This window comes from Microbaculum marinum, assembly GCF_037855135.1.
Lineage (GTDB): Bacteria > Pseudomonadota > Alphaproteobacteria > Rhizobiales > Tepidamorphaceae > Microbaculum > Microbaculum marinum.
In genome coordinates this window covers 1-16,014 of sequence record NZ_JAZHOF010000010.1, presented here as the reverse complement: position 1 = coordinate 16,014, position 16,014 = coordinate 1, and the positions used below count along the sequence as shown (strand labels likewise).

Annotated in this window: 19 protein-coding genes and 1 pseudogene; 8 read left to right on the top strand and 12 right to left on the bottom strand. The window is 66.2% G+C overall.

Annotation, left to right across the window (positions count from 1 at the left end; genetic code table 11):
• Positions 1 to 1,614 carry an FAD-dependent monooxygenase gene (locus tag V3328_RS21315; protein WP_340331744.1) on the top strand — a complete coding sequence of 538 codons (1,614 nt, stop codon included), beginning with the start codon at positions 1 to 3 and terminating at the stop codon, positions 1,612 to 1,614.
• Positions 1,615 to 1,651: 37 nt separating this feature from the next.
• Here the strand turns inward: V3328_RS21315 and V3328_RS21310 are convergent, their stop codons facing one another.
• Positions 1,652 to 2,305: a MarC family protein gene (locus V3328_RS21310; protein ID WP_340331743.1), complete on the bottom strand. Its 654-nt coding sequence runs from the start codon at positions 2,303 to 2,305 to the stop codon at positions 1,652 to 1,654.
• A 188-nt stretch (positions 2,306 to 2,493) separates the two neighbouring features.
• On the bottom strand, positions 2,494 to 2,676 hold the full coding sequence (locus V3328_RS21305) for a YdcH family protein (protein WP_340331742.1): 183 nt from the start codon (positions 2,674 to 2,676) through the stop codon (positions 2,494 to 2,496).
• 217 nt (positions 2,677 to 2,893) lie between these two features.
• On the opposite strand from V3328_RS21305, the gene V3328_RS21300 reads away from it, so the two are divergent.
• Complete coding sequence (locus V3328_RS21300) at positions 2,894 to 3,100, top strand: YdcH family protein (protein WP_340331741.1); 207 nt, start codon at positions 2,894 to 2,896, stop codon at positions 3,098 to 3,100.
• A 9-nt stretch (positions 3,101 to 3,109) separates the two neighbouring features.
• On the opposite strand, the gene V3328_RS21295 is transcribed toward V3328_RS21300, so the two are convergent.
• The gene (locus V3328_RS21295; protein WP_340331740.1) at positions 3,110 to 3,799 is read right to left on the bottom strand and encodes a GGDEF domain-containing protein; all 690 of its coding nucleotides are present in this window, start codon (positions 3,797 to 3,799) and stop codon (positions 3,110 to 3,112) included.
• 249 nt (positions 3,800 to 4,048) lie between these two features.
• Here V3328_RS21295 and purE point away from each other — a divergent pair, with 249 nt between their 5' ends.
• The 4 genes from purE (at position 4,049) to V3328_RS21275 (ending at position 7,338) form a co-directional block, all read left to right on the top strand.
• The gene (purE, locus tag V3328_RS21290; RefSeq protein WP_340331739.1) at positions 4,049 to 4,543 is read left to right on the top strand and encodes a 5-(carboxyamino)imidazole ribonucleotide mutase; all 495 of its coding nucleotides are present in this window, start codon (positions 4,049 to 4,051) and stop codon (positions 4,541 to 4,543) included.
• A 122-nt stretch (positions 4,544 to 4,665) separates the two neighbouring features.
• On the top strand, positions 4,666 to 5,757 hold the full coding sequence (locus V3328_RS21285; protein WP_340331738.1) for a 5-(carboxyamino)imidazole ribonucleotide synthase: 1,092 nt from the start codon (positions 4,666 to 4,668) through the stop codon (positions 5,755 to 5,757).
• 197 nt (positions 5,758 to 5,954) lie between these two features.
• On the top strand, positions 5,955 to 6,179 hold the full coding sequence (gene rpsU / locus V3328_RS21280; RefSeq protein ID WP_340331934.1) for a 30S ribosomal protein S21: 225 nt from the start codon (positions 5,955 to 5,957) through the stop codon (positions 6,177 to 6,179).
• 316 nt (positions 6,180 to 6,495) lie between these two features.
• Positions 6,496 to 7,338, top strand: a complete 843-nt coding sequence (locus tag V3328_RS21275; RefSeq protein ID WP_340331737.1) for a tetratricopeptide repeat protein — start codon at positions 6,496 to 6,498, stop codon at positions 7,336 to 7,338.
• A 118-nt stretch (positions 7,339 to 7,456) separates the two neighbouring features.
• Here the strand turns inward: V3328_RS21275 and V3328_RS21270 are convergent, their stop codons facing one another.
• The 9 genes from V3328_RS21270 to V3328_RS21230 form a co-directional block, all read right to left on the bottom strand.
• Positions 7,457 to 8,290: a hypothetical protein gene (locus tag V3328_RS21270; protein WP_340331736.1), complete on the bottom strand. Its 834-nt coding sequence runs from the start codon at positions 8,288 to 8,290 to the stop codon at positions 7,457 to 7,459.
• 102 nt (positions 8,291 to 8,392) lie between these two features.
• Positions 8,393 to 9,655 carry a beta-1,3-glucanase family protein gene (locus V3328_RS21265; RefSeq protein ID WP_340331735.1) on the bottom strand — a complete coding sequence of 421 codons (1,263 nt, stop codon included), beginning with the start codon at positions 9,653 to 9,655 and terminating at the stop codon, positions 8,393 to 8,395.
• Between the two features lie 100 nt (positions 9,656 to 9,755).
• Complete coding sequence (locus tag V3328_RS21260) at positions 9,756 to 10,955, bottom strand: multidrug effflux MFS transporter (RefSeq protein WP_340331734.1); 1,200 nt, start codon at positions 10,953 to 10,955, stop codon at positions 9,756 to 9,758.
• A 329-nt stretch (positions 10,956 to 11,284) separates the two neighbouring features.
• Entirely contained in the window at positions 11,285 to 11,821 is a 537-nt protein-coding gene (locus tag V3328_RS21255) for a hypothetical protein (RefSeq protein ID WP_340331733.1), read from the bottom strand.
• 226 nt (positions 11,822 to 12,047) lie between these two features.
• Positions 12,048 to 12,236, bottom strand: coding sequence for a hypothetical protein (locus V3328_RS21250; protein ID WP_340331732.1), 189 nt, complete (start codon positions 12,234 to 12,236; stop codon positions 12,048 to 12,050).
• Positions 12,237 to 12,351: 115 nt separating this feature from the next.
• Positions 12,352 to 13,005 (bottom strand): glutathione S-transferase family protein, encoded by a 654-nt coding sequence (locus tag V3328_RS21245; RefSeq protein ID WP_340331731.1) that lies wholly within the window; start codon positions 13,003 to 13,005, stop codon positions 12,352 to 12,354.
• 146 nt (positions 13,006 to 13,151) lie between these two features.
• Positions 13,152 to 13,595 carry an SRPBCC family protein gene (locus V3328_RS21240; protein WP_340331730.1) on the bottom strand — a complete coding sequence of 148 codons (444 nt, stop codon included), beginning with the start codon at positions 13,593 to 13,595 and terminating at the stop codon, positions 13,152 to 13,154.
• 21 nt (positions 13,596 to 13,616) lie between these two features.
• Positions 13,617 to 14,243 (bottom strand): TetR/AcrR family transcriptional regulator, encoded by a 627-nt coding sequence (locus V3328_RS21235; protein WP_340331729.1) that lies wholly within the window; start codon positions 14,241 to 14,243, stop codon positions 13,617 to 13,619.
• Between the two features lie 221 nt (positions 14,244 to 14,464).
• Positions 14,465 to 15,004 carry a hypothetical protein gene (locus tag V3328_RS21230; RefSeq protein ID WP_340331728.1) on the bottom strand — a complete coding sequence of 180 codons (540 nt, stop codon included), beginning with the start codon at positions 15,002 to 15,004 and terminating at the stop codon, positions 14,465 to 14,467.
• A gap of 370 nt (positions 15,005 to 15,374) precedes the next feature.
• Here V3328_RS21230 and V3328_RS21225 point away from each other — a divergent pair, with 370 nt between their 5' ends.
• Together V3328_RS21225 and V3328_RS21220 are read left to right on the top strand one after the other, a co-directional pair.
• The gene (locus V3328_RS21225; RefSeq protein ID WP_340331727.1) at positions 15,375 to 15,830 is read left to right on the top strand and encodes a DUF2975 domain-containing protein; all 456 of its coding nucleotides are present in this window, start codon (positions 15,375 to 15,377) and stop codon (positions 15,828 to 15,830) included.
• Positions 15,831 to 15,897: 67 nt separating this feature from the next.
• Positions 15,898 to 16,014, top strand: a pseudogene (locus V3328_RS21220) (IS5/IS1182 family transposase); the annotation flags it as partial.

Below are 16,014 nucleotides of genomic sequence, written 5' to 3'. Positions count from 1 at the left end.
ATGGCCGGGGCTGAGCGGTCCCGGCTCGATCCGGTTCTCATCGTCGGCGCCGGCCCGACCGGGCTGGTGCTGGCCATCGAACTCGCCCGTCGCAACGTTCCCTTCCACCTGATCGACCGGCTGGCCGGACCGGTCGGCTGGAGCCAGGCGATCTTCATCAAGCCGCGGACGCTGGAAATCCTCTCCGGGCTGGGACTGGCGCCGCGCCTGTACGAACATGGCCAGATCGTCGATGGCGTGGACCTGTATTCGGACGGCAGGAAGGTCGCGGGCTACCGGTTCGCCGAACTGGACACGCCGTTCCCGCACATCCTGTCACTTCCCGAATCCGACGTCATCCGCATCCTGACGGACAGGCTCGAGGAACTCGGCGGCAGCGTCGACTACGGCGTCGAGTTCGTGGGCCTCAGCCAGGCTGCAGATGGGGCCAGCGCGCACCTCAGGTCCGGCGGCAGGGACCACGAACTGGAGGCCTCCTGGATCGTCGGAACGGACGGCTACCACAGCGCCGTGCGCGAAGCGGTCGGCGGCGATTTCGACGGCACCGACCATCCCGGGCTCTGGGCCGTCTTCGACACGCACCTGGCCGGCTGGAACAAGCCGCGCAACATCGTCTGCGCACAGCTCGACGCGCCGATCGTCATCCCGTTTCCGCTCGGCGAGGACCGCTGGCGCATCTACTTCAACACCGGCGCCACGGGTGGCAGGATGACCGGCCCGCAGGCTCTGCAGGTTGCCGGCGAACGCCTGCGCGCGATCTGCCCCGATGCGCGGCTCACTGACCCGCAGGATCCCGGGTTCTTCCGCTGCCATTCGCGGCTGGCCAGGGACTTCCGCATCGGTCGGATCCTGCTTGCCGGCGACGCGGCGCACGCGTCGAACCCGATCGAGGGCCACGGCATGAACGCCGGCATCCAGGACGCCTACAATCTCGGCTGGAAGCTCGCGGCGATCATGGCCGGCAAGGCCCGCGAGGACCTGCTCGGGTCCTACCAGGCCGAACGCCGCTCCACGGACCGCGAGATCGTCGCGTCCGGGGAGGAAGCCTACGCGCGGATGGCGGTGGAGGGCCGGGAGCTTCGGCAAGAGCTCTACGACTTCCTGTCGACCGGCGAGGGTCGCAGCTTCGCGGCGCTGGCGGAGTCCGAACTCGGCTTCGCCTATCGCGACAGCCCGATCGTCGAGGCGGCGGGCGACGCGCCGGCCGGCTCGCCTCGAGCGACCGAACCCGGCTGCCGCGTCGGAGACGTCCCCGGGCTGGTCCGCCGAGGGGCGCCCGTCGCATTGCACGACCTGCTCGCGCCCTCCGGCATGACCGTCTTCCTGTTTCCCGCGGAGGCGAGCGCCGGCGACCTCGCCAGGCAGTTGGATGCGCTGCGGGAGGCCGCGGCCCGCGACGATGACCTCGCCCTCTACGCGGTCAGGCGCGCATCGCCGGGGCAGAACGACATGGGAGAGGATGTCGTATTCGATACCGGTGGCTCGCTGCACGAGCGGCTCTCGGCCGACGTGCCGACGCTGTGCGTGGTTCGTCCCGACGGCCATCTCGGCTTGTGCATCCGGCCGCCGTCACCGCAGGCCCTGACAGCGCATCTCGCCCTGATGTACGGCTGACCCTCACGGCGCCCGGCCGCTCTCGCTGCAGGCCCCGTCAGCCGCTTGCGAGGGTAGTCATGTAGATCTTCGCCGCCTGCAGGACGCTGTTGGCGGCCACCGCGGCCAGCAGCAGCCCCATCACCCGCGCGATCACGTTCGCCCCCGAGGCGCCGATCACCCGGCTGATGAAGTTGGCCGACAGCAAGGCCAGCCACAGCACCAGCATGATGGCGAAGAGCATGCCCACCGTGTCGACCTGCTGGCCGAACGAGTAGCGCTCGTTGTCCGTCAGCAGGATCACTGCCAGTATCGCACCCGGCCCGGCAATCGCGGGGATCGCCAGCGGAAACACGGCAATCGATTCGTCCGGCGCCGGTGCCGTGATCGTTTCGGCATGCTGCGGCTTCGTTTCGCCGAAGATCATGCGCAGCGCGAACAGGAACAGGACGATGCCGCCGGCGATCTGGAACGAATAGAGCGGTATCCGGAGCGCATCGAGCAGCACCTGCCCGGCGATCATGAAGGCCAGCAGGATGCCGGTGGCGATCAGCACCGATTTCGTCGCAAGCCGCCGCCGCGAGCCGGCGTCCATGCCCGGCGTGAGGGCCAGAAAGACCGGGACCGTGCTGATCGGGTCGAGCACGACCCACAGCGTCGCCAGGTTCGACACGAAATCCTGCCAGTCCAGCGTATCCAGGTCCGCCTCCATATCCTGTTAGCCGAACGGGCGAATGCTCACGACCGGGCGGCAGCGCACCGATTCGCGATGGCGGCGACACGAAGCCGGCGGCGAGGATACATCGGTCCGAAAAATAAAAAAGCGCCCGCTTTACGGCGAGCGCTTCGTCGTATCCAGCAAATCTTCCCGCCGGCATTCCGCCGGCACACGTTCACCAACTAGTGGATCGAGTGCCCGTCAGACCGGATCCGCTCGATTTCTTCCTTCAGTCTGAGCTTCTTCTTCTTCATGTCCGATACCCGGACATTGTCGGCATAAGGCCTCGCCATTTCTTCCTCGATCGAACGTTCGAGAGCCTGATGCTTCTCGACCAGCTCGGCCAGATGCGATGCCATTGTCATGCAGAACCTCCCACTTGCCGCAATGAAGGTTACGTCAGTGTGACATAAGCTCGGAATCATGTCGAATTTTTGGAACGCCGGCTGTCAAAATCCGCGCCGCGCCGGGGAGACGGTGTGGACAACCTCCATGACCTGCCCGTGTGTGGCCCTGTCCCCGCGCAATCTGGTATGATCGCGCGACGCCGCTTCAGGCGGCCGCTCGGGGGATCGGGTTTTCATGAGCGACACGGACGACGAGGCCCTTCGCGAGGAACTGGCGGATCTTCGCCAGGAGCATCGCGACCTCGACAGTGCGATTGCCGCACTCGATACCTCGAGCGCCGGCGACAGTCTGCAGATCAAACGCCTCAAGAAGCGCAAGCTCGCCCTGAAGGACCGGATCGCCCATCTCGAGGATCGCCTGACCCCCGACATCATCGCCTGAGCGGCGGCGCTATCCGTCCATCCGGTTGGCGGCGGCCGCCGCCCTGATCAGCGCGGCGCCGGGCGTGTCGTCTGCGAATATGTCCGTTGCACCGGTTCTCACCGACACGGATACCGACAATCCTTCTTCCGTCACCAACGGCTTGGCCAGGTCGGTTGCCAGAAGGTCCGCCTTGCTCATCGCATCCTTCTGGCCCGCCGACAGCAGGATGACGCCGAACGCGTCGCCGGCGATCCGCCCGACCACGTCCGAGGCCCTGACCTGCGAGCGAATCCGGCGTGCCAGCGCCATCAGCACCGCATCGCCGACTTCGTGCCCGTACGACGTATTGATCGACTTCAGCCCCTCGACGTCGACATGAAGGAGACCGCATCGGGACTGATACCGCTTGATGACGGAGATTATCCGGCCGAGCTCGCGCCTGAAGCCGCGCCGGTTCAGGGCGGCGACGAGCGAATCCTCGTCCGTCAGCGTCTCCAGCTCGATCACCCGGCGGCGCGTCCGGTCAAGTTCCCCGGTCAGTTCGTCGAGCCGACGCGTCAGCTGGAAGACGACGGAGCGCACGTCGTCTGAAATGGCAGGCGACTCGAATTCCCTCAGTACGCCGTCCGAATTGCGCCGGCCCCGGCGCCGGCGCAGTTCGCCCTGCCCCGCCCGCTCGGCGCCAAGCGCCTGATCGTGGCTGCGTTCTGGTTCCATGCAGCGCCCCCTGCTCGATTCGCAAGGTACAAGCTGGCATGGAAATCGTTAACCAATCTTTAGATGTTAAGTTCGGGCCGCTCACGTAACGTCATCATGGCCGCAGTGTCGCCGACATCGGGCGCGAGAATCCATCGACCCCGGCACGCATACGGTCGGGGGCGTCGGTGTTGCGGCGTCGCGGGGGAGGTTTGCTTGCTCCGCGTGGCATCGTCCCTATAATCCGCCGCCTTTTCCGGGGAGGGATCGATGGCCGCAACGCCGCCTGTCGCCATAATCATGGGAAGCCAGTCCGATTGGGCGACCATGCGCAATGCCGCCGAGACGCTGGACGCGCTCGGCGTCGCCTACGAGGCGCGCATCGTCTCGGCGCATCGCACGCCTCGGCGGATGTTCGATTTCGCCGCGAACGCCAGGGCTGCCGGTTTCCAGGTGATCATCGCGGGGGCCGGGGGGGCTGCACATCTGCCGGGCATGACCGCCGCGCTGACTCCACTGCCGGTATTCGGCGTGCCGATCGAGTCGAAGGCGCTCAAGGGAGAGGACAGCCTGCTGTCGATCGTCCAGATGCCGGCCGGCATTCCCGTCGGCACGCTGGCCATCGGCCGCGCCGGAGCCATCAACGCCGCTCTGATGGCAGCCTCGGTGCTGGCGCTCGGCGATCCGGCGCTGGCCGACCGGCTCGATGCCTGGCGCGCCAGGCAGGCCGAGGCCGTCGCCGAACGCCCCTCGGACGATGCCTAGAACCGCCCGCCACCTCTTGACTGGACACGCGGCCTTGTCGGGGCGCAAGGACCTTGCGATGCGCCCGATGCGATTGCGCTTCGCTGCGATGTCCGTAGAACGAGCCGCCCCGGAGAATTGCTGTGGCCGGTGATCCCCTCCCCCCGGGCTCGACCATCGGCATCCTCGGCGGCGGGCAGCTCGGCCGCATGCTGGCGATGGATGCTGCGCGGCTCGGGCTGTCCTGTCACGTCTATTGCCCCGATCCCGACAGCCCCGCCTTCGCCGTCGCCGCCCGTCATACTGTCGCCGCATATGACGATGCAGTGGCCCTGGAGCGGTTCGCGGCGGAGTGCGACGCGGTCACCTACGAGTTCGAGAACGTGCCGGCTGGCACCGTCGAGATCCTGACGGGCAGGCTGCCAGCCCGCCCATCCGGGCGCTCGCTTGCGGTGTGTCAGGACCGCAAGGCGGAGAAGACGCTGGTCGAGGGTCTGGGCATCGGCACCGCGCCGTGGCGCCCTGTCGACCGGTCGGAGGACCTTTGTGCGGCGCTCGCCGACATTGACACGCCGGCGCTGCTGAAGACGCGACGCTTCGGCTACGACGGCAAGGGCCAGGCGCGCATCGATACCCTGGATGGCGCACATGCCGCATGGGAGGCGATCGCGGCGGCGTCGGCGATCGTCGAATCGCTGGTACCCTTCGCTCTTGAGGTGTCCGTCGTCGCTGTACGCGGCGTTGCCGGCGATTTCGCGGCCTACGATGTGGTCGAGAACGTGCACGAGGCGGGCATCCTGCGGATCAGCCGTGTTCCCGCGCGCATTGCGCCGGCGACGGCCGCTGCTGCCGTGGAGATCGCTCGGCAAATCGCGGAGGAGTTGGGCCATGTCGGCGTGCTGGCCGTCGAGATGTTCGTAATTCGCGACGCCGGCGGCGAACGCCTCATGGTGAATGAGATCGCGCCGCGCGTGCACAACACCGGCCACTGGACGATCGAGGCCTGCGCGATCAGCCAGTTCGAGGCGCATGTCCGCGCGGTGGCCGGCTGGCCTGTTCCCTCGACGGAGCGCCACGCCGACGCGGAAATGGTCAACCTGATCGGCGCGGATGCCGACCGGTGGCGGGATTTCGCCGCCGAGCCGGGAGCGGCGCTTCATCTCTACGGCAAGAGCGATACGCGGCCGGGCCGCAAGATGGGCCACGTCACCCGACTACGTCCTCGCGGGTCGTGAGACTTGTCATCCGGTTGTTTTATTGACGTTGTTTGCGCGGTCCAAGTGGACTTGGGTCGAAATCTCTGGTATTGCGGCGCGCGATTTGAGCTCGTGACACGGTGGTGTCGCAGGCTTCGTGCCGGCGGCCCGTAAATGGCCGGCGGGCTGAAACAAGAACCCAGACAGCTTTTGACGACGACGGGAAGGGTGAACGCGTGCAGGTTATCGTTCGCGAAAACAATGTGGACCAGGCTCTCAGGGCGCTGAAAAAGAAGATGCAGCGCGAGGGCATTTTCCGCGAGATGAAGCTCCGGAACTTCTACGAGAAGCCATCCGAGAAGAAGGCACGCGAAAAGGCCGAGGCGATCCGCCGGGCCCGTAAGCTCGCCCGCAAGCGCGCACAGCGTGAGGGACTGATCCCTGGCAAGCGCAAACGCTGAGCCGGGCACGTCCCATTCCAGTCGGCCCCATCTCCCTGATCCGTCGCCGATCCAATTGCCGCCGCAATGAGCGGCTAGTGGTCGGATTCCGACATTTGCATCCCGCTGAAGCGAGTCAGAGAGCAAATGTCTGAATTCCAGGGACCACTAGCAACTATATGATTCTAGTGGAGCTTTTGAATTTGACATTTGATGCGGCACTTGCTGCAAGTGGGGATCAAATGTCACATTCGCTCCACTAGGGGGGAGCCTGCCCTTGCCGTTATCGATGCCGGCCGCGCCACCCATGACACCATTGTACTCCGCGACACGCGGATTGTTCACGGCCGGCGCGCTGGTCGCGGTGGGGCTGGTTGCTGCCTCCTGCCAGACGACACCGGGCGAGACCTTCGCCTCGGCGGACTCGGGCACCTTCGCGGGCGCTTCGGTAAACATCGCCTCTCTCACGGAAGTCGTCGAACGGTCTCCCAACGACGCCAGCGCCTACAACGTGCGCGGCACCGCGTACGGCGCCTCCGGCCGCTACAAGGAGGCGCTGGACGATTTCAACCGCGCCCTTCAGCTCGATCCGACCTTCCATCAGGCCTATGCAAACCGCGCGCTGGTCTATCGCCAGCTTGGCGAGTTCGACAAGGCGCTGGCCGACTACGACCGGGCGATCAGGACCGAGCCCCGCTATGCGCCGGCCTATATCGGCCGCGGCAATGTCTACCGGCAGCAGAACCAGATCTCGCTGGCGCTCGCCGATTACGACCGGGCGATCCGCCTGCAGCCGGACGACCCGCAGGGATTCCATAACCGCGCGCTGATCTACCAGACCCGCGGCCTGCACAACTTCGCCATCGAGGACTTCACCACCGCGATCGGCCTCGATCCGACAGCCCCGGAGCCGTATCACGGCCGCGGTCTGTCCAACCTGGCGCTCGGCAACATCGACAGCTCGCTCGAGGACTTCAACCGGGCGCTGCAGATCAACGTGCGCTACTACGAGGCGTGGACGAGCCGTGGCATCGCGCTCGAACAGCAGGGCGACTACGTCCAGGCGGTCGACGCCTACAACCGCGCTCTGTCGATCAACGCCGGCTACGAGCCCGCCAAGGAAGGCCTGTCGCGCCTGCGCGGCAAGGTTCCCGGTGGCGGCATTCTCGGGGTTCGCTGACCACCGTTTTTTCCGTAGCCCGGATGGAGCGAAGTGCAATCCGGGACCGCGGGTGTGGATCCGGGTTGGCTTCCCGGATGACCGTTTGCTCCCGATCAGGGCTACGAGCCTCCGACGCTCACGCCTGCGTCCCGTCCCCGACGATCTCATCTTCCTCCAGCATCCAGGGTTCCGCGGTCTCCGCCAGCAGCGCCGTCACCGCGAGGCGCCGCTGCCTGTCGGCGATCATGGCGCGGACGAACTCCTCCAGCGCCCCCGCGTCGCCGACATGGCGCTGCACCCGCGCCATCATCTCGCGCTGGTCGGCCGCCGGGTAGCCGGCATCCCTGCCGCCCGTGCCGGCGAGCAGCGACGGGGACCCGTCGATCGAAAGCGCGCCGCGCTTCGATACGTATGCGAGCGGACGCGACAGCGTCACCGCCTCGATCGTGGCCGCCGTGCCGTGCGGCGCCGCCAGCACGTAGTTTACCCCCAGCGACTCCGTCGCGTTGATGTGGGCGAGTTCCTCCGCCGGCAGCAGCAGGACATGCAGGTCGGCTGACGCGCCGCCCGCGCCGTGCATCGTGGCCGGCACAGATCCGTAGGACGTGATGTGGGCGGAATAGACGCTGACCGCGCCGCGTACCGTGGCCGGGGCGATGAGTGTCGGCCGGGCGGATCGCCGCTCGCGGTATTTCCGCGCAAGCTGCACGGTCGAGCCGTTCGAGCCCGCCGCCACCAGTGCCACGGCATCGTCGATCTCGATCGTCTGCCCGGCGACGCGGACGGCCACCGCCCGTGCCGGCAGCGGCCGCGCCAGGCCGGCGACGGCGTGCTCGCGCTCGGGCCCGATGTCGACGACATGCGCCTCGTGGGCGCCTGTGGCCGGATCGAACAGCACCGGGCCGGGATGACGGGGATAGGGATAGCCGAACGCGCGGGCGATCGGATCTTCGGTGTCGTGCGGCTGCATTGCCCTCCTATATGGCCCTGGCCGCAGTCGATAAAGCGCCGGAAACGAGAAAGGGCGCCCGCGGGCGCCCTTTCCATTGTCGAATGCGGGCCTTCCGCGCTGCTACTTGTCGAATGGCGGGATGTTCAGGATCACCTTGGTGGGCTGGAACACCTGGCCGTCGCTCGACTGGTTGCACACGTCGTCGTATCCGAAGCCATAGGCCTTCTTCTGGTAGGCATACTCGTGGATGATCTTTGAGTACTGGTTGACGGGCGCGTTCTTGTAGTAGGCCTTGCCGGGCGTCGGGCAGTTGCTGATGTTGCCCTTGGCCAGGATCGTGGTGCGCATGAACGTTGCCTGCAGCATCGTCACGAGTTCGCCTGCCGCGGTGTTCAGATCACCGTCGGAGGGATCCGAGAGCGTCGCCGTGAACTGGCCGCGATAGGCCTCTTCGGTTGTCGGCTTGGGAAACGAGATCGTGCCGCCCGTCGACCGGGTGAACACCAGCACGCCGCTGCCGTTGACGGATCCCGTGAAGCTCTGGTCGGGGCCCGTTGTATTGGCCTTCAGTTTTTTGGAACCGGTGTACTTGCTCCACACCGAATTGATGTAGGCGTCGAGTTGCGTCGGCGAGAACCGGCCGCTGTCGATGCCGTTGTAGGGCGAGATTTCGCGAAGCGGCTGGCCTCCGCGGGTGTCGATGACGAGATGGGACCAGGGCAGCCCCGCCTTCTTCATCGCATTGAAGATCTTGGTCCTGGCGCCCTTCTGCGAGAAGCCGCCCTTGACCGTCGTCTTGCTGTTGTTCGCGTCGACGCCCTTGAACGTGTAGAGCATCGGGATGCCCATCATGTCGACTTCGGTCTGGTTGCCGTTCAGCAGCGTCGCGTTCGGGGGCAGCGTCGAGATCGGCGGATCCTGCACCTGCCATCCGTATTCGAACCAGTCGAACAGCGTGTTGTAGTTCGGATCCGTGCTTGTCCAGCCCGCCGGCGAGCTTGGCGCCCCGGTCGAGCCGGTGTTGAGCTGAATCTTCTGCCCGAACGAGAAGTAGACGCGCGAGTGAACCAGCTCGGGGATCCGCAGCGTGAACTTCTGCTGCGAGCCGAATTTCAGACCATAGGCGGAATACCCCAGATTGTCGGCGAACTTCGTGACGTTGCCGCTCTTGTCCTTGACGTAGTACCAGTCGCTGCCCGACTGGCCGATCACCAGCACGTACAGCTTGCCGGACTGGCCGGACTTGTTCACCACCTTGAGCGGTATCGTCGACATTCCCTTGTTGTTCGACTTGGCCTCGGCCGGGGCGGCGGCAAGTGCGGCCAGCAGGGCCGTGGCCACGGCGATCCCCAGGACAGATAGACGGTTTTGCAGACGTTTCATTCCAGCCCTCGTTGACAGGTTTCCCCCTGAGCCGTCCCCGATGGCGACCCCCCACTAGGCCTATTCAACGGACGACAGAAACACAATCGCGCAATGAATTTTACGCATCTCGCGGCGACGTCCGCTCGAGCCGCGACACGTAGAGCGCCGCGGCCAGGCTGACGAGCGTGCTCGCCAGCATGGCGGCGATCAGCATCGCGGCAGCGTTGTCCGGCCTTAGCACCGCTCCCGTGATCGCCGACATCAGCGCGCCGCCGGCGACCGTCAGGGCCCCGGACAGCCCCGACGCGCTGCCGGCCAGCCGCGGCTCCACCGACATCGCACCGGCGCTCGCGCTCGGCATGGTCAGGCCGTTGCCGAGGCCGACCAGCAGCGGCGCGGCGAAATAGCCGACCGGATGGATGATCCCGGCAAGCACGAGGGCGAGCCCGCCCGCCAGCCCCGCCGTCGCGATCAGCCGCCCCGCCAGGATCATCGTGGCCAGCGGCGCACGCGCCGCCAGCCGGCCGCACAGGAAGCTGCCGAGAATGAAGCCGGACGTCGTGGTCGCCATCACCAGCCCGATCGCCGCCGGGGGCAGGCCGAAGACCGTGTCGGCCACCATCGGGATGCCGGCGAGGAACGCATAGAGCGCGCCGATCGAGAAGGCCATGCAGACCGAATATCCCCAGAACGCCGGCGAGCGGACCAGATCGGGATAGGACCGGAACTGCCCGACGATCGAATCCGACGGGGTCGCATTGGTCTCGCCGAGATCGAACCAGCACAGCGCCAGCACCGCAACGCCGAGCCCGAAGAACGTCCAGAAACTCGCCCGCCAGCCAAACAGACCGTCGAGTGCCCCGCCGAGGCTCGGTCCGATCAGCGGCGCCACGGCCCAGGCCATCGCCAGGTAGCCCATCAGGCTCGCCGCCTTCTGCGCCGGCGCCACGTCGCGCACCACCGCCATCGACACCGCGTAGCCGGATATGATCACCGCCTGAAGCAGCCTGAAGCCGAGAAACCACCAGATGCTGGTCGAAAGAGCGCATCCGAGCGAGGCGACGAGGAAAATCGCCACCGCCGCCAGCAGCACCGGGCGGCGGCCGAAACGGTCCGACAGCGGTCCCATGACGACCTGCAGCACCGCGGTCGCCGCGGCGTATCCGGCGACCGACAGCGTGACGAGCCCGTAGTCGGTCTCGAACGCCGCCGCGATGTTCGACAGCGACGGCAGGAACATGTTCAGAGAAAGCACCGACAGGCCGCTGAGCAGGATCAGCGTGCTCAGCTTCGGCGGGGACGTCGCTGCAGGGAGCATCGGCTGGGACCGGAGGGCGGGGCGCCGCCTGACGAAGGCGGCCTTGCAAACGAAAAACCCCCGAACGGGGTTCGGAGGCGCACGTGAAACCGGTCCGGAATCCGGTTACCGGTCGAGGCGCCTGGCTGTCGCAGGCACCGTGCGTAACGCTTGCAGTGTCATGGCGCGTGCTCCGGCGAGTTCGTCTCCGACGCTATGGCCGCCGCGCCGGAGTGTCAACGCAGGTAGGCGGGAGGCCGGCGGCGTGCCACGCATCAGAGGCGCCGCCGTGCGCCGAAGCGGCCGCGAGAGCGGCCGCTTGGCAATCTGTCAGAACCGACGGTGGGCGCTCAGCGCTGCAGGATCGTCATCGATCTCTGGTCAAGGCCGACGGGCCCGCCGTTGGCGCTGAGGTAGCGCGCCTGGATCGTGTGCGTCCCGGCCGGCACCTTCTTCGCCCAGGTGAAGCACTTCGACTGATACCAGAAGCCGTTGTCGCCCTCGAAGACGACGTTCTGGCCGCTGGAATCCGGCAGCATGTCGGAGCCGTTGAGCAGGACCCGCACCCAGACTGCCTCTCCTTCGTCTGCGTGCGCCTCCGCGCAGAAGATCACGATCAGCGGTCCCTTCCGCTTGGTCTTCGTCGTCCTGGCCATGCTCGGGATGTTGACGTAGGTGGTCGACGACGTGGTCACGGTGTCGTCGGCCCAGCTGTACTTGGCCCGCTCTATCGAGCCTCCGATATGTCCGCTCGCTTCGGGAACGGGCCGCGACTTGCCGGTGTTGCCCGACGCGTCCTGAGCTCCGGCCGTGGCCGGTAGCGCACATGCCGCAGCTGCCATGACGAATGCAAAGTATCCATGCGAAAATCTGGAACTGGCTTTCATTGTATCGAACTCCTCTATGGGAGCGAAAAGCCGTCACGTCTCGAAATATACTTGATACATCAAAAAAATAAGCGACGGCCATCGCAGACAATACCCAATGGGCCGCCCCTCGCGCGCAATATTGCTATCACGGAACGATCGATATTTCAAGCCGGCTAACCGCATTCCGCAGCCGGCGCGGCCGGGACAATGAGAATTCGACGCCGCGACCTGACCGTGGCGTCGGTCAGTCGGGCTTCCAGAAGCACGTCTTCCCGCCGTCGCCGCCGCCGTAACAGGTGCAGGTGTAGAAGACGCCGTTCCTGAACTTGGTTTCCCCCTCGGGACAGACCGCCGCAATCGCCGGAACGGCCGCCGCGACCACTGTCGCCATGGCGAGCGCTGCCAGAACCGTAATACCTGCGTCGCGCCTCATCCGATCCTCCGGTATTCGACCCCGCGGGTTTTCGGAGATACGGCTGTCCGGCGCATTTGGACCACTGCACGGTCAGGGCTGCGGCAACCGGCATGGCAACCGGTGCCGACCAGGTTCAGTCCGGCGCTGGCAGGCCGGTGAACACCGCCAGCTGCGCGGCGAATGCACGTTCGTAGGCCGGCCGCGCTTCGCCTCGGGCGACATAGGCCGACAGAGCCGGGAATTCGTCCAGGATGCCCGAAGATCTTGACCTGAGCAGCACCGAGACCATCAGCAGGTCGCCGGCGCTGAAACTGCCGTCGAGCCAGTCGGCGGTTCCAAGCCGGCTGGACAGCGCGCCCAGGCGGCCGCGGATGCGCTCCTCCATCACCGGCAGGCGGTCCTCGTGCCACGGCTTGTCCCGCTCCGCGTACGAGGCTGCCTCGCGTTCAACGATCGGCGGCTCCACCGTGTTGAGGGCGCAGAACATCCATGTGATCGCCCTTGCCCGGCCGTTCGCATCCGGCGGCAACAAGCCGGCACGGCGCTCGGCGACATGCAGGATGATCGAGCCGGTCTCGAACAGGGCGAGGTCGCCGTCCTGGTAGGTCGGGATCTGGCCGAACGGATGCAACGCCAGATGCTCCGGTTGCTTCATGTCGGCAAACGACAGGAGCCGCACGTCGTAGGGCTGGCCCACCTCCTCGAGTGCCCACCGCACGCGCATGTCGCGCGCCAGGCCCCTGCCCCGGTCCGGAGATTCTTCGAAGGCGGTGATGGTCGGGATCATCGGAAGGCTCCCGCTGTCTGCGGCGTGTCGGTTGCCGCTTTCATTTTTCGATCTCCCCGGACCCGGGCCGCCTGATCTTTTATAGGCGACCCTTCGTCCGCGGGGGATCAGCCGCCGGTGTTGCGCGACGTGCACGCTCCTCGCGGCTACTGGTTGATCTCGGGAACCACGAGCTTGGCAAGCTTCTCCAGCGAATCCTGCCATCCGAGGTAGCAGGCCTCCGGCGGGATCACGTCGGGAACGCCCTCCTGCTCGATGGTGACCTCGGTGCCGACCGATACGGCCTTCAGCGTTACGGTGACGCGCATCTCTCCGGGGAGGTTCGGATCCTCGAAGGCGTCCGTGTAGACGAGGCGCTCGCCCGGCACGAGTTCCAGATAGGTGCCGCCGAAGGAATGGCTCTCACCTGTGGTGAAGTTCCGGAAAGACATCCTGTGGCCGCCGCCCACCTTCGGGTCGAGGCCATGGACCGTACAGAGGTAGCCGTACGGCGGCAGCCAGCTCGCCACCGCATCGGCCTCCAGAAAGGCGCGATATACCTTTTCCGGTTTGGCCGCGATGACTCTATGAAGTCGGATGGTGCTGGGCATGGCGAATTCCTCCTTATGGATTCAGGACTGAGGGTCGGTAGTGGCCGGGCTGAACAGCAGCTGCAGATACCGGGTGAGATGATCGATGCTGTCGGCGGCGATCGCCGGGCCGCCCTTCGCCTTGGCGAGAATGAAGGCTCCCTGGAGAACGGCCTGGGTGTGGAGTGCCAGCGAGGCCGGCGTCCAGTCGGGGCACATGTTCCGCACCCGCATCGCCGCCTCGATATCGGATTCAAGCGTCTCCGCGTGGCCGCTGATGCTGCGCTCGCAGGCATCCCGGATCGCCGGGGTCGACTGGTAGGTCTCCTGCACCATTGTCCCGACGAGACAGGTGAAGTCGGCCACGCCACCCTCGAGCAGGTCCTTGCGGAAGGAGACGTATCCCAGCACGCGGTCGAGCGGATCCGCACAATCGTGATACGGCGCTTGCGCGAACAGCGCACCCGTCGTCTCCGACCAGTACTCCGCCGCGGCGACGCCGAGTTCTTCCTTGGACCGGAAGTGGTGGAAGAAGGCCCCTTTGGTTACGCCCGCCGCCGCGCAGAGCTCGTCCACGGTCGTGGCCGAGTAGCCTTTCGTCCGAATAACCGACAGCGCGGCATCGAGCAGCTTGGACCGGGCGTCCCGTTTCGCGGGCTGAGTGGACATGGCGTTCTCCCTTGGCGCCGATACATACCAACCAGTCGGTATGTCGTCAAGCGCGATTTGGCCGCCGGTCCCCGAAGCGCTGGGACAGGTCACTGCTCACGCCGTGCGGACAGGTTCGATGTCTACGCAGGCGCGTCACCCTCAGGCGCAGCCTGCGATGTGCGCTGGTCGGATCCCGCGCCTGCGCAAATGCGCCGCCAGAGACGCCCTGGCTCGAACCGCTACGCCTTGCAGTTGCTCTCGGCGACCGTGTTTATCGTGCGGTAGCGCCCGTCGGCGGTGACGATCCGCGCGCAGACGCCGGTCGCCTGGTTCCACCAGTAGCTGGTCAGACCGACTGTGCGGGTCGCCTCGTATCCGAGGTTCTGAAGGGCCGACTCGGACTGGCCGCCGTTGGCGCCGACGAAGCTGACGAGATCGGCCGGCGCCTCGCCGGCGTCGGAGGTGACCGGCTTCTTGCCGGCCGTCGAACTGCATTGTGTCGGCGCCACCGGTTCGACCGACTGGTAGCGTCCGTCCGCCATCACCACGCGCAGGCAGCTTCCCCTGCTGCCGCTCCACCAGTAGGCCGTCGCGCCGTCGTTGCGCGTCACCTCGTAGCGGCGCTCCTTCAGTTGCGTCTCGCCGTCGGCCGCCTTGGCCCCGACCAGGTCTGCGACATCGACCGGCACGATGGTGTCGATCGGGACCGCATTCTCGCTGTCCCTGCCCCCGCATGCCGCCAGCAAGGCGGCGACGGCGATCAGAACTGGAACTCTCATGTACGCTCTCCCCTGATTTCTCCCGTCGCCGTCGCGCGACCCTGACCACGGCCCGGCGGAGTGTAGGCCGTCCGGTGCATCGAGTTCAAATCCCGCGGCGCGGCGGAGGTGCAACCGGCCAGGCCGTCCGCGCCCTCACGATGCCGCGCCTGCGATGCCCGCTTCGCGCCCCATTTCGGTTGTTCAGTGGCCGGACCGCAAGACGGCTGCCTCGAGCGCCGGGGTCGACAAGTTCGATCCCCGGGTGCGCGTGACGTGGGCCCGGGCCGACGTTCGGACTGCAAATACCTGATGGCGGAGTGCGGGCAATATACCGATATGCAACCGGATCATCCTTTGGGAGGCGGTCGCCGTGAGAAGATGCGCCGTGATGTTCCTTCAGGCAGTGATCGTACTCCTCGGCGTTGGCGCTCTCGCCGCAATGCTCTGGGAGCCCCACCTCGAGGGCAGGAATGTCAATGCATCCCTCTTCCAGGTGTATTTCAACGACCCGTTTCTGGCGCTCGCGTATTTGGCGTCCCTTCCCTTCTTCGTGGCGCTGTACCAGGCGTTCATGCTGCTCGGACGCATCGGGCGAAACAAGGTGTTCACGCCGGACTCGATCAGGGCGTTGCGGGTGATCAGGTACTGCGCGATATCGCTGGTGGCGCTGCTACTGGCGGCAGAGGCCTGGTTCATTGTCATTGTCCGCGGTCAGGACGACATCGCCGGAGGCGTTGCCATCGCTCTGTTTCTGATTTTCGTCGCAACAACGGTCGCTGCCGCTGCTTCCGTGCTGGAAACGGCGTTGCGGAACACCTTTGATCTGGGTCCCCGGGTGAGCTAGGACGCAAACTCATAAATCGGTAGCGGCGCAGGGTGAAGGATGATTCAAGCTCCGCAAGGAGTTTGTCATGTCCCAGCGCCGCTACGAACTGACTGATTTTGAATGGGCGATCATCGAGCCCTTGCTGCCGAACAAGCCGCGCGGCGTTGCCCGGGTCGATGATCGCAAGGTCCTGAACGGCATC